We start from the raw sequence: 11,778 nt of genomic DNA, 5'->3' as shown, positions 1-11,778 counted from the left end.
CCGGTGGCGTGCCCGCTTGGCGGACAGCCGCAGCGCCCCGTCCCGGTCGCCGATGTAGGTGCGCGGCAGCGCGTACCTGCCGGTGAGCCCTGATCGCCAGATCGCGCAGGCGTAGTCGTAGCCGGCCCGGCGGACGGCGGCCGTCTCGCGGGCGCCGGCGTGCCCGTACGGGTAGCAGAATCCGCTGACCTGGGCGCCGAGCACGTCCTCCAGCGCCGCCTTGCCGTCGGCGACCTCGCTCCAGAGCGCGGCCTCGTCCAGGCCGACCAGAGAGCGGTGCCCGAGCGAGTGCGAGCCGACCTCCATCCCCTGCTCCGCGGCCCAGCGCACGCCGTCGGCGTCCATGAGCGGCTTGCGCGGCGCGCCGGCGTCCCAGCTGTTGTACGTGCCGAGCAGGCCGGGCAGCACGAAGACCGTGGCGGTGAACCGGTGCCGCAGCAGGACGGGGACGACCTCGCTGAGGAAGTCCTCGTACCCGTCGTCGAAGGTCAGCCCGACCAGGCCGCGAGCGTTCCCCTCGGCCTGGGCGCGCAGGAGCTCGCGCATCGAGACGCCGGCCAGGCCGTGCGCGGCCAGCCAGTCCAGCTGCCGGGCGAAGCGGCCGGGGGAGACGGTGATGCGGAACGGGTCGCTGTCGTACTTCTCCACGGAGTGGTACATGAGCACGAGCGGCATGGCGGTCATGGACGGCCTCGCATTCCGGTCAGGCGGGTGATCACGGCGATGTCGGGGAGCGCGGTCACGGCACCGGTGAGCACCGCAACGACGCAGAAGGCGGCGGCGATCGCGGCCGAGCTCAGGACCAGGGAGAGCGGACCTGGCAGCCCGGCCAGCAGCCCCCGGGTCGCCCAGCCGGCCCCGGCGGCGACCGCGGCGGCCAGCGCCAGCCTGCCGACCGGCCCGGCCACCGCGCGGAGCGGCAGGGCGATGACCCGCCCGCGCAGGCCCGCGACCAGCACGGCGGCGGTCAGCGTGATCCCGGCCGCGTTGGCCGCGGCGATCCCCGTGACCCCCCACGCCGGCCGGGCCAGCGCCGCCGTCAGCGCGAGCCCGGCGGACATCGCGAGAACCGGGTACCAGGAGGCGCGGGCGCCGCAGAAGAACGCGCGGCACCCGACCCCGACCAGCGCCTGGCCGAGCAGCCCCAGCGAGTACACCTGCATGATCCGCGCGGTGGCGGCGGTGTCGGCCTCGGTGAACGCGCCGTACTCCAGCAGGACGGCCACGACGTCCGGGGCGCACACCACCAATGCCGCCGTGGCCGGCAGCACGATCGCCGCGGCGGTGACCAGGTCGTCGATCATCCTGCGCCGCGCCTGGGCGGCGTCGCCGGCGGCGATGGCGCGGGCCAGCCGGGGAAAGGTCACCGTGGCCACGACCAGCGACAGGACCATCGGCACCTGAGCGATCTTCTGCGCGTAGTTGAGGTGCGAGATCGATCCCTCGGCCAGCGACGAGCCGGTGAATCTCTCGATGAACACCTGGCACTGGCGGGCCAGCGTGAAGACCGCGACCGGCAGGAACGCGGCCGCCGGCAGGGCCACACCGCGGGTGGGCCGGCCAGGCGCCCCGAAGCGCCGGACGAACGCCGGAGCCTGCACCAGGACCATGCCCACGCCGCCCGCGGCCACCCCGACCGCGGCGCCGTACGCGCCCTGATCGCGCAGCGCCCACACGCAGGCGATGATGCCCGCGTTGTAGGCCACGTAGATGGCGGCCGGCGGCGCGAACGCCTCGCGGGCGCGCAGCGCCGCGCTCAGGTATCCGGCCAGCCCGAACGTCAGGATCGTCACGGACGCCACCCGCATGCAGTCGGTGGCGAGGTCGCCGCGCGGGATGCCGGGCGCGAGCACGCCGACCAGCCACGGCGCGCCGGCGGCGGCCAGCGCGCTCAGCGCCGCGAGCGCGAGGCACAGGTGCGGCAGCGTCGACGACACCAGGCTCCGCAGGTCGTCACCCGCCTCCACCGCGCGGCTGAACAGCGGGACCAGGACGAAGGCCATCGCCCCTTCGATCAGCAAGGGCGCGGCGGTCTCCGGGATCGTCCAGGCGACGAGGAACGCGTCCGTTTCCGCGTCGGCCCCGAACGTCGTGCCGAGCATCAGGTCGCGGACGAAACCGAGGGTGGAGCCGAGCCCGATGAGCAGGGCGGTGACGCTGACGGCCCGGACGGCGGGCGAGGCGGCCGTCGTCATCGCGTCCTGCCGGCCGCGACCGGTCCGGCGCCCGGCGCCGCCACGATCCCGGGCCGGGCGACGAGGGCCAGGACCAGCCCCAGCATGACGGACATGACCAGCGTCGGGGAGCCGCCGATGTCGCCGTAGGCGAAGTCGATGATCTGCCAGGTCATCAGCCCGGCGGCCACGAGCGAGGCGCCCCTGAGCGCCCACCACCCCATCGCGCCCAGGAACACGCCGAGCGCGACCAGCCCGAGCAGGCCCTGCTCGCTGAGCGTCAGCAGGTACATGTTGTGCGGAGAGAGCAGCGGCTGGCGCTGGAAGCCGTTCACCGGGTCGTCGGTGTCGCTGCCCGACGACAGCTCGATGGGAGCGTAGGTGTCGCGCAGCTGCGCGAATCTGCGCGGCCCGACCCCCGTCAGCGGGTGCTCCTGCCACATGCCCACGGCGGTGTGCCACAGGCTGTAGCGGTCGCTCAGCGACTGGTCCGGCTGCGACACGGCGGAGGTCACCGAGGCCATCCGCCGACCCAGCACGTCCTCTCCGGTGCCCACGCCGAAGGCCAGCACGATCGCCGCGGTCGCGCCGGCGAGGACCACCCGGGCGGCGAGCACCCGGCTGTGCAGGAAGAGCACGACCAGCGCCGCGCACAGCAGGGCCAGCCAGGTGCCGCGGCTGAGCGACAGCGCGAGGGGGACGCCGAGCAGCGCGGCGCCGGCCAGCGCGGCGGCACGGCGCCCGCCGCGCAGGGTCAGGCCCACGGCCAGCAGGATGATCGCCCCGTAGCTGACGACGGCCGCCATGCCCATGACGTCGAGCGCGCCGAAGGTGCCGACCGCCCGCACCCGCTCGCCCGCGTACGACGCGCCGGTGCCGGTGAGCGCCTGGACGCAGCCGACCAGCCCTTGGACGGAGGCCGCCCCGACGAGGGCTCCGCCCACGATCACGGCGTCGGCCCGGTCGCGGACCGTCACCAGCACGGCCAGCGGGATGAGCACGAACACCTGGACGTACCTGACGTAGCCGGGGGCGCTCGCCAGCGTGTCGGAGGAGGCCAGTGCCGCGATGCTGACCGCGCCCGCGACGGGCGCCAGCACCAGAGCGCGGGCGGGGAGCCGGGCGGCCCCCCGGATCGCGAGCAGGACGGCGCCCGCGACGACGGCGAGCACGAGCGAGGCCACGTCCGCGACCGTCAAGTGCACGCCGGCGGACGGGTCTTCGCGGCCGGCCGGCAGGCAGGTCAGCAGCACGGTCACGGCCGCCGCCGAGCTGGGGCGGAAGAGGGCGGCCATGTCTAGCTCCCGCCCAGCCGGAGCAGCGACCACAAGGTCCTCATCATGATCTTGATGTCCGAGCGGAGCGTCCACCCGGTGATGTAGTGGTTGTCGAAACGGGCGCGGTCCTCGATCGAGGTGTCGCCGCGCAGGCCGTGGATCTGCGCCCAGCCGGTGATCCCGACCGGCATGCGGTGCCGCTGGCCGTAGCCGGGGATCGTCCGGGAGAACTCCTCGACGAAGTGCGGGCGCTCGGGCCGGGGGCCGACGATGCTCATGTCGCCTCTGAGAACGTTCCAGAGCTGCGGGATCTCGTCCACCGACGCTCTTCGCAGCAGCCGGCCCACCGGGCCGACGCGGCTGTCGTGGGCGATGCTCCACAGGGTCGCGGACTCGTGCGCGTCCGTGGGCTTCATCGTGCGCAGCTTGATGAGCTCGATCGGCTTCCCCCGGTAGCCCACGCGGCGCTGCCGGAAGAGCAGGCCGGGGCCGATCTCCGTACGGATGATCAGCGCGCAGATCGCGAGGATCGGCGCGGCCACGATGAGCCCGGCGAAGGCGACCGCGATGTCCAGCGCCCGCTTCAGCGGCCAGGAGACGCTTCGCTCCGTCTCCGGCCGCATGCGCAGCAGCGGGAAGCCGTGGACGTGCTCCTGCAGCGTGATGAAGTCGACGATCAGCTCGCCCAGGTCCGGGGCCAGATAGACGTCGCACCCCAGCGCCCGCGCCGTCCGCGCGAGTGACTGCTCCGCCTGCCCGGTGATGACCACCGCGCGGACTTCGTGCAGCTGAACGACGTCGGCGACGTCGCTGAGCCGGCCGAGAACGGGCAGGCCGGAGCTTCCGTCGGCGCTCTCGTCCAGGAAGCCCAGCGGGAGCAGGCCGTACTCCGGGTAGGCGAGCAGGCTCGCCGCCAGCCGGTGACCGTGCGTCCCGGCCCCGATCACCAGCGCGGGGCTGGTCCGGCCGCGCCGGCGGGCCTTGCGGGTCGCGAAGTAGAGGACGCTCCTGCCACACAGGGCGAGGAACGTGAAGACCAGCGCGCAAAGCGCGACGATGAGGGGCGATGCCGTCCCCCAGAAGGCGACCAGAGTGGACACGAGGCCGGATCCCGCGAGCCAGAAGCCGCGATCAAGGCAGGACGGGAGGAGCCGCGGCAGGTAGACGCGGCCGATGCCGTTGGCCGCCACCACCAGGATCGCCGCACACGCGATCCGCGGGATGTCCTGTCCCGCGCTGGCCGCAGTGAGCGCCATGCAACTCAGGTCGATGCAGACCAGGCTGAGCGGCTGGACGACCATCCACAGTCGTGACCCATGGTCTGCCGCCCACCGCGTCACCAGGTGGTCGACCTTCACGCTTACAGCCACTGCATCTCCGAAAATAGCTAGTTCGATCAGATCGGCGGTCGGTCAGCCGATCTGATCCGCGTAACGCCGACGGCCGCCCGGTGTGGATCCGCGGCGGCGGCGCCGGGACGGCGGCCCGGGCATGGCGGCAGGCCGGCGGGCGCTGTGCGGCGGTCGCAGCGCCCGCCGCACGTTCACCGGGCCGCGCGGCCGGGGACGACGGAGCATGGGTAACTCCTCAATTACGGAGATGAATCATCACCGAAAGTAAGTTCGCGCAGGCGCTTTCGTCACGAGCCACCCCGCATCGCCACAATCAAGATTTCTTGGTCGATCGCAAGAGAACCCGTGGCTCGCCGCGAACGTCGCGGTCGTCTCTTGGTGGCGCTTGGTGGGCCGACGCACCTCTCTTGGTGCTTTGATCACCGCTCTGTGCACTTGGGACTCGATGCGGTGGGCATGGCCAACGATCGGTAAGGTCCTGAGGGCGCTGTGCCGGAGAGTCCTCGGCTCCCGCTCCGCCCGGTCATCGGCTGTGATGATGAGGCTTTTCGGGATTAACGGTGTCCGTACCGGACACAGGGATGTTGGCTCAAGGAGAACGAGTTCGACGGCCGGCCCCGGCGATCCCGCGAGAGGCCGGCCACCTGGGTGAATCTCCTGGCCCGGGACCACCACCCGGCCCCGCACGGCGACCCTGAGAGAGCTGATCGCATGGACACCCGCAACGCCGGAGAGCCTCTCGACCAGGCCATCGACATCCCGCCGCCGGTCCCCACCTCAGACAAGCTCGTCTTCGACCCGGCGGCCGAGCCCGCGCCGCCGCAACGCGGTTCGTTGCTCGGCAGCGACCCGGACGGCGTCCTGGACCGGTGGCACGATCTGCAAGCGTCCTTCGTGGACGACCCGCGCGAAGCCGTCCAGCGCGCCGACTCGCTCATGGACGAGGTGATGACCTCGATCCGCGAGACGCTGGAACGCCGCCTGGACGAGCTCCGGGAGCCCTGGAAGAACACCGAGCGGGACGACACGGAAACCGAGCGGCTGAGGATGACCCTGCGCGCCTACCGCAACGTCCTGCACAAGCTGATGCCGCTCGCCGACGACCACGCGACGCGGTGAGGCCGTGCTCGCCGTCGTCCGCAGGATCTCCGTGGCCTTCGCGCTGAGGCCACGTCTTCGATGAGAGCAGGGACATGCCGCGCGCAGCTGTGATCGTGAATCCCACCAAAGTGCCCGACCTGGAACTGCATCGGACTGAAGTGACCGCTGAGCTGGCCAAACACGGCTGGGCCGAACCGCTCTGGCTGGAGACCACGGTCGAGGACGGCGGGCACGGCCTGGCCCGCCGGGCCGTGGACGAGCAGGTCGACCTGGTCTTCGCCTGCGGGGGCGACGGCACCGTACGGGCGGTCATTCACGGGCTGGTCGGCAGCGGGGTGCCGGTGGCGGTGCTCTCCGTCGGCACGGGCAACCTGCTGGCCCAGAACCTCGCCCTGGGCACGTCGCTGGCCGAGGGCATCGCCACCGGCGTCACCGGACGCACCCGGGTCGTCGACCTGGGTGTGATCGACGGCGAGATGTTCGCGGTCATGGCGGGTATCGGGCTGGACGCCGCGATGCTGGAGAGCACCACCGAGAAATCCAAGAGCCGCTTCGGCGCCCTCGCCTACGTCGCCGGCGCGTTGTCGCGACTGCGCGATCGGCCCATCCGGGTCACGCTGCGCCTGGACGACGGCCCGCCCTTCACCCGGCGGGCCAGGATGGTGCTGGTCGGCAACGTCGGCCGGGTGCAGGGTGGGCTGCAGCTGTTCCCGGCCGCCGAGCCCGACGACGGGCGCCTCGACGTCCTGGTGCTCGCCCCGTACGGTCTGCGGGACTGGCTGGGCGTCGCCGTCCGGCTCCTGACCCGATCGCCGCGCGAGGACCGGCGTATCGAGCGATTCACCGCCCGGACGATCCGGATGGACACCACCAGGCCCATGCCCAGGCAGTACGACGGGGACCTGATCGAGTCCGGTGTCACCACCCGGATCATGGTCGCCCCCAAGGCCCTGCTGATCCGCGTCCCGGCCGACGCGGCGCGGTGAGGCTCGGTGGGAACCCCGGGCGCGACCCCAGATCACCAGCTGTGATCTGGGGTGGCTCACCTCTTCGGGGCTGATCCGGCGCAGCCCCTTTGCGGCTGCGCGCGCGCCGCTACTGGACGATCAGCAGCGGCGAGCTGGTCACCCTGATCACCAGGTTCCTGAGGACAGGGAACACGGCGCCGAACATCGGCAGGGCCTTGTCGAACCCCGGGTTGTCGGACAGCAGGCCAGGCGGCGGCGTGGCTGCGGCCGGGCCGGCGGCGGGCAGGGCCAGCGTGATGGCCAGTGCGGCGCCGGCGGCGACCCCGATGGAGGTCCGGCGTAGCGCTGAGAACATCAGCATCTCCTCTGGTTGCTCATCGTGTATTGACAGTCACCGATCGTAGTTGCTTGATGATCGCTTCGTCCGTGAGCGGCACGGCGGTAACCGCCATCGCTGCCGATCCCAAGAGCTGGATGGAGTGCGGATTCGCGATCTGATATGTGATCGAGTTTGGATACTGTATCGCGGCACAGTATGGTGAGCCGCCATGGAGGATCCAGCCCTCGCCGGCCATCTGCAGGAGTTGCGGCGTGGCAGCGTGGTCATCGCCTGCCTGACCGTCCTGACCACCCCGGCCTACGGCTACGCCTTGAGCCGCAGCCTTGAGGAGGCGGGCTTCGCGGTCGAGCAGAACACGCTCTACCCGCTGCTGCGCCGCCTCGAGACGCAGGGGCTGCTCGTCAGCGCGTGGAACACCGATGAGCCGCGGCCGCGGAAGTTCTACCGCACGACGCCCGAGGGCGATCGGGTGGCGGCGGCGCTGCGGGACGACCTGGACAGGATGCGGTCGGCTCTTGCCGCCTTGCAGGAGAGGAGCGATGTTGAGCTCGACGGTTGAGCGCTATCTGGAGGTCGCCGTCGCCGGTGTCGCCCCAGGCGAGCGGGAGGATGCGGGCAGAGAGCTCCGTGACGCGATCGAGGAAGGCGTTTCCGAGCGGATCGAGGCGGGCCTCGACGAGGCCGCCGCGGTCGAGGCGGTGCTGGCGGAGTTCGGGGATCCGCTCCAGTTCGCCGCGCGCTACCGCGGCCGGCCGCTCGGGCTGATCTCGAGCGTGCGCTATCCCGCGTGGAGAACGCTGGTGCGGCTGCTCCTGGCGATCGTGGTCCCGATCTGCGCGGGAGCCGCCTTCGCCGTCGAGGTCGCGCACGGTGCGAGCGTGGCCGAGATCCTCGGGGGTGCCGCCCTCGCCGCGGTGGAGGCCGTCGTGCACGTGATGTTCTGGACGACGCTGGCCTTCGTGCTCGTCGATCGCTGGTGGCCGGCTCCCGCCGAGCCGGAGGTGCCGTGGTCGACCGCCTACCTGCCCGTGAGCTCCGGCCGGACGCGGCCCGGCCGGGTGGAGACGCTGCTCTGGGCCGGTTCGGCGGTCGCGGGCATCGCCTTCGCCTTCGCGCAGCGCGTGGTGTCGCCGTGCTCGGCGGAGTCCGCGGCGGTGCCGTTGCTGGCCCCGGCCGGGTGGGCGTTCTGGTGGCCGTTCGTGATCGTGGCCCTGGCGTTGCAGGCGGGCGCGGCGATCGCCGTGGGCCGCAGGGGGTGGACGGCGGCGCTGCGGGTCAGCGCATTCGCGCTGGACCTCGCGATCGCGCTGCCCCTGTTGTGGTTGCTCGTGTCCGGTCAGGCGCTCAACCCCGTGTTCCTGGACGCGCTCGACTGGGGCGGCTGGTCGATGCCTGTCTCGCCCGGCGACGTCCTCGTCGCCGCGCTCTTCATGACCGTCGCGGCCGGGACCGCCTGGCGGGCCGCCTGCGTGCGGCCGATCCGCCGCTTCCGGGGTGCCGCTCCGGCACCGGCCCGGAAGGACAGAGATTGATGGAACGTGCCCGCCGTGATCATCGCGGTGTCACCGCGTTCCGGACAGAGAAAGAGGAGAACAAGGTGCAGCACTCAGGAGCCGCTCGGACGACCGGGACGGAGGTGGCCGCCTTCCGCCTGGTGGGGCTGCACAAGACGTTCGGCACGCACACGGCGGTGGACCACGCCGACCTCACGGTCGCTCCGGGATCCTTCTACGGGCTGGTCGGGCCGAACGGCGCGGGCAAGACCACCATGCTGTCCATGGCGGTCGGCCTGCAGCGGCCGGACGAGGGCAGCGCCTCGGTCCACGGCGTCGACGTGTGGCAGGAGCCGCTGGCGGCCCGCAGGCTCATGGGGGTGCTGCCCGATGGGCTGGCGATGCCCGAGCGGCTCACTGGCCGTGAGCTGCTCACCTACCTGGGGCAGCTGCACGGCCTGGACGCCGCCGAGGCCGCGCGGCGCACCGGCGAGCTGCTCGCCGTCATGGAGCTCGACGGCTCGGCCGAGCGCACGCTGGTCGTCGATTACTCCACCGGCATGCGCAAGAAGATCGGCCTGGCCACCGCGCTGCTGCACGGACCGAGGCTGCTGGTGCTCGACGAGCCCTTCGAGGCCGTCGACCCGGTCTCCGCGGCCACGATCAAGAAGATCCTCAAGCGGTTCGTCGCCGGCGGCGGCTCGGTGCTGATCTCCAGCCACGTCATGGCGCTGGTCGAGCAGCTGTGCGACACGGTCGCCGTGATGGCCAAGGGCCGGGTCGTGGCCGAAGGACCGCTCGACGAGGTACGCGGCGGCCGCTCGCTTGAGGAGACCTTCGTCGACCTGGTCGGGGTCGAGATCGGCGGCGGGGAGGGGCTGTCGTGGTTGGCGTCCTGATCCGGATGAAGTTCGCCGTGCTGCGGAACACCGCGAGCGACGGCAAGACGGCCTGGGCCGCGCTGGGCGGGACCGTCGGCCTCTGCCTGGCCATCGCCACCGTCGTCCTGGCGTTCTTCGACTTCTCGCACCCGCGGATGCTGATGGACCTGCTCGCGGTGACCTTCGCGCTGTGGGCCCTGGGCTGGATGGTCGGCCCGACGTTCGCCGGCGAGCCTCCGCTCAACGGCCGGCACTTCCACCGTCAGCCGATACCGCGCGGCACGCTCGCACTGGGCCTGCTCGCCTCCGCCATGGTGGCCGTCACCACCGTGGTCACGCTCCTCGCGTTCACCTCGCTGATCGTCTTCGCGGCCCGGCTGAGCCTGGGGGCCGTGATGGTCTCCGTCCCCGCGGTGATCCTGCTGCTCCTGCTGGTGGTGCTCCTGTCGCGGGTGTGCTCGCTGCTGTTCGGAACGCTGGCCATGTCCCGCGTCGGCGGGGTCGTCACCGCGACGGTGACCGCGGCGATGATCGCACTGGCCTCGTTCTCCTGGATCATCTTCGTCGGGATCTACCTGCTGCTCGAACACGGGTTCCCGCCCCTGCTCTCCACGGTGCTGCGGTGGCTGCCCTCCAGCTGGGTCCTGCTCTCCGTGGAGGCCGCGGGCCGCGGCGACTGGTGGTGGACCGCCGGGCCGCTGGCGGCGCTCGCCGGACTCGTCGCGGGCCTCTTCCTCGTGTGGACGAGGCTGCTCGGGCCGCGCCGCCTCGCCCGCGCGGTGGTACGCGGGTCCTCGGCGGCGCGGGCGGCGTCGCCGAGGTGGCCGCGCGGCGATCAGGGCGCGCTCTACCTCAGGGAGATGCGCACGTGGTGGCGCGATCCGCTGCGTACCCAGAACATCGCGCTGCCGGTCGCGTTCTCGATCATCACCGTGCTGTTCCCGCTGGTGCTCGGCTTCACCGGCCTCTTCCCGTTCGCCGGCGCGGCCACCGCGCTGATGGCCGCCGCGACGTGCGCGAACCTCTACGGGCAGGACGGCACCGCGTTGTGGATGACGCTGATGCTGCCCGGCAAGGAGAAGGAGGACGTGCGGGCCCGGCAGCTCGCCTGGCTGACGCTGTTCGGCCCCCTGACCCTCGCGATGACGGCCGGCGGCTCGCTCCTGCACGGGGACCCGTCCTTGGTGCCGTGGGCGCTGGCGGCCAACCTCGCCGCGCTCGGCGGCGGCGCCGGAGTGCTGATCTGGATCTCCGTCGCGGACCTCGTGCCGGGGCCGGACCCGCACAGGAGCAAGAACTCGCCGCTGGACCACGGGGACGTCACCGGCCAGTCGTTCCTGACGCTCCTCCTCACGGCGGTGGCCGTCCTGCCCGCGCTCGGCGTCGCCCTCGCGGGGCAGCTGCTCGACCGGCCCCCGCTCCTGTGGGCGAGCGTGCCGGTCGCCCTCCTGACCGGCTTCGTCTGTTACGCGTGGTTCGGCGTGCTGGCCGCGCGCCGGCTGCGCGCGCAGGGTCCCGACCTGCTGCAGCTGATGCGGTCGGGCAAGCGGCCGGCCGTCGCCGACCGGGAGACGCGGGCGCCGTCGGCGTTCGAGACGATGGGGGCCAAGCGGCAGCTGCTCATGTGGGGCAGCATGGCCGTCGGCATCCTCGGGCTGTTCCCGCAGGGCCTGGTCCCCCTGGGCATCAAGCTCAGCGGCTCGGCCGACCGGGTGTGGTTCCTCGCGCTGTACATGCCGGAGCCGTGGCAGTGGCCGGTGATCGCGGGCATGATCCTGATCGGCCTGGCGGGCTTCGGCGGCATGCTGGCGATCTACCTCGCCGAGAGCCGGAAGGTCAAGGAGCAGGCGGCGAGACCGCCGCGCGCCGGCTGATCGGTGCCTGGGCGGGACTTAAGCGTGACCGATTCCCCCGCTCGAACTCGTGGCAAAAAGGGTGACAGGCGCTTGAATTGCGCTCGATCATGATGAGTCAAAGCGGGACGCACCTCCGGGAGCCGTTCCCGCTCGGCCCGATCCTCGACGCCCTGCGCGGCAACCGGCCCGCTCCTCGACCCGCCGCGCGGCACCGGCGAGGGCGCGAGCGGGGTCGGGGCGCCGTGGGAGCTGCTGGGCTCCCTGGGCGAGGCCGTACTCGTGCTGCAGGACCCTGCACTGGGCCGACGAGCAGACTCTGGCCTTCCTCGGATACCT

General features: G+C 72.2%; 11 protein-coding genes. 6 read left to right on the top strand and 5 right to left on the bottom strand.

Going from position 1 to position 11,778, the window contains the following annotated elements; all coding sequences use genetic code 11:
• The 4 genes from ETD85_RS21560 to ETD85_RS21545 form a co-directional block, all read right to left on the bottom strand.
• The coding region (locus ETD85_RS21560) for a polysaccharide deacetylase family protein (RefSeq protein WP_138691557.1) at nt 1–684 on the bottom strand (684 nt) is incomplete at its 3' end.
• Nucleotides 681–2,195 carry a murein biosynthesis integral membrane protein MurJ gene (gene murJ / locus ETD85_RS21555; protein WP_138691556.1) on the bottom strand — a complete coding sequence of 505 codons (1,515 nt, stop codon included), beginning with the start codon at nt 2,193–2,195 and terminating at the stop codon, nt 681–683. The genes murJ and ETD85_RS21560, both read right to left, overlap by 4 nt.
• Nucleotides 2,192–3,469, bottom strand: coding sequence for an O-antigen ligase family protein (locus ETD85_RS21550; protein ID WP_138691555.1), 1,278 nt, complete (start codon nt 3,467–3,469; stop codon nt 2,192–2,194). Before ETD85_RS21550 ends, murJ begins: the two co-directional genes overlap by 4 nt.
• Nucleotides 3,470–3,471: 2 nt before the next feature.
• A complete protein-coding gene (locus ETD85_RS21545) occupies nt 3,472–4,821 on the bottom strand; it encodes a sugar transferase (protein ID WP_138691554.1) in 1,350 nt (449 codons plus the stop codon).
• Between the two features lie 693 nt (nt 4,822–5,514).
• Between ETD85_RS21545 and ETD85_RS21540 the strand changes: the two genes are divergently transcribed.
• Together ETD85_RS21540 and ETD85_RS21535 are read left to right on the top strand one after the other, a co-directional pair.
• Nucleotides 5,515–5,922, top strand: a complete 408-nt coding sequence (locus ETD85_RS21540) for a hypothetical protein (protein ID WP_138691553.1) — start codon at nt 5,515–5,517, stop codon at nt 5,920–5,922.
• Nucleotides 5,923–6,017: 95 nt separating this feature from the next.
• On the top strand, nt 6,018–6,890 hold the full coding sequence (locus ETD85_RS21535) for a diacylglycerol/lipid kinase family protein (protein ID WP_170246781.1): 873 nt from the start codon (nt 6,018–6,020) through the stop codon (nt 6,888–6,890).
• A gap of 109 nt (nt 6,891–6,999) precedes the next feature.
• On the opposite strand, the gene ETD85_RS21530 is transcribed toward ETD85_RS21535, so the two are convergent.
• Nucleotides 7,000–7,227 carry a hypothetical protein gene (locus tag ETD85_RS21530; protein ID WP_138691551.1) on the bottom strand — a complete coding sequence of 76 codons (228 nt, stop codon included), beginning with the start codon at nt 7,225–7,227 and terminating at the stop codon, nt 7,000–7,002.
• Between the two features lie 193 nt (nt 7,228–7,420).
• Here ETD85_RS21530 and ETD85_RS21525 point away from each other — a divergent pair, with 193 nt between their 5' ends.
• The 4 genes from ETD85_RS21525 to ETD85_RS21510 all read left to right on the top strand — a co-directional run bounded on the left by ETD85_RS21525 (nt 7,421) and on the right by ETD85_RS21510 (nt 11,460).
• Nucleotides 7,421–7,771 carry a PadR family transcriptional regulator gene (locus ETD85_RS21525; protein WP_138691550.1) on the top strand — a complete coding sequence of 117 codons (351 nt, stop codon included), beginning with the start codon at nt 7,421–7,423 and terminating at the stop codon, nt 7,769–7,771.
• Nucleotides 7,752–8,744: a permease prefix domain 1-containing protein gene (locus ETD85_RS21520; RefSeq protein WP_138691549.1), complete on the top strand. Its 993-nt coding sequence runs from the start codon at nt 7,752–7,754 to the stop codon at nt 8,742–8,744. The genes ETD85_RS21525 and ETD85_RS21520 overlap by 20 nt, the downstream gene beginning before the upstream one ends.
• 65 nt (nt 8,745–8,809) lie before the next feature.
• Complete coding sequence (locus tag ETD85_RS21515; RefSeq protein WP_379507304.1) at nt 8,810–9,604, top strand: ABC transporter ATP-binding protein; 795 nt, start codon at nt 8,810–8,812, stop codon at nt 9,602–9,604.
• Nucleotides 9,589–11,460, top strand: a complete 1,872-nt coding sequence (locus ETD85_RS21510) for a hypothetical protein (RefSeq protein WP_138691547.1) — start codon at nt 9,589–9,591, stop codon at nt 11,458–11,460. Before ETD85_RS21515 ends, ETD85_RS21510 begins: the two co-directional genes overlap by 16 nt.
• The last annotated feature ends 318 nt before the right edge of the window (nt 11,461–11,778 follow it).

The organism is Nonomuraea zeae (assembly GCF_005889725.1).
GTDB lineage: Bacteria > Actinomycetota > Actinomycetes > Streptosporangiales > Streptosporangiaceae > Nonomuraea > Nonomuraea zeae.
The sequence above is the reverse complement of the archived record's forward strand: the minus strand, read 5'-3'. Positions and strand labels throughout refer to the sequence as shown.

Coding starts and splice junctions, on each gene's coding strand:
- murJ (WP_138691556.1), bottom strand. CDS start 2,195: ATGACGACGGCCGCCTCGCCCGCCGTCCGGGCCGTCAGCGTCACCGCC.
- ETD85_RS21550 (WP_138691555.1), bottom strand. CDS start 3,469: ATGGCCGCCCTCTTCCGCCCCAGCTCGGCGGCGGCCGTGACCGTGCTG.
- ETD85_RS21540 (WP_138691553.1), top strand. CDS start 5,515: ATGGACACCCGCAACGCCGGAGAGCCTCTCGACCAGGCCATCGACATC.
- ETD85_RS21530 (WP_138691551.1), bottom strand. CDS start 7,227: ATGTTCTCAGCGCTACGCCGGACCTCCATCGGGGTCGCCGCCGGCGCC.
- ETD85_RS21525 (WP_138691550.1), top strand. CDS start 7,421: ATGGAGGATCCAGCCCTCGCCGGCCATCTGCAGGAGTTGCGGCGTGGC.
- ETD85_RS21520 (WP_138691549.1), top strand. CDS start 7,752: ATGTTGAGCTCGACGGTTGAGCGCTATCTGGAGGTCGCCGTCGCCGGT.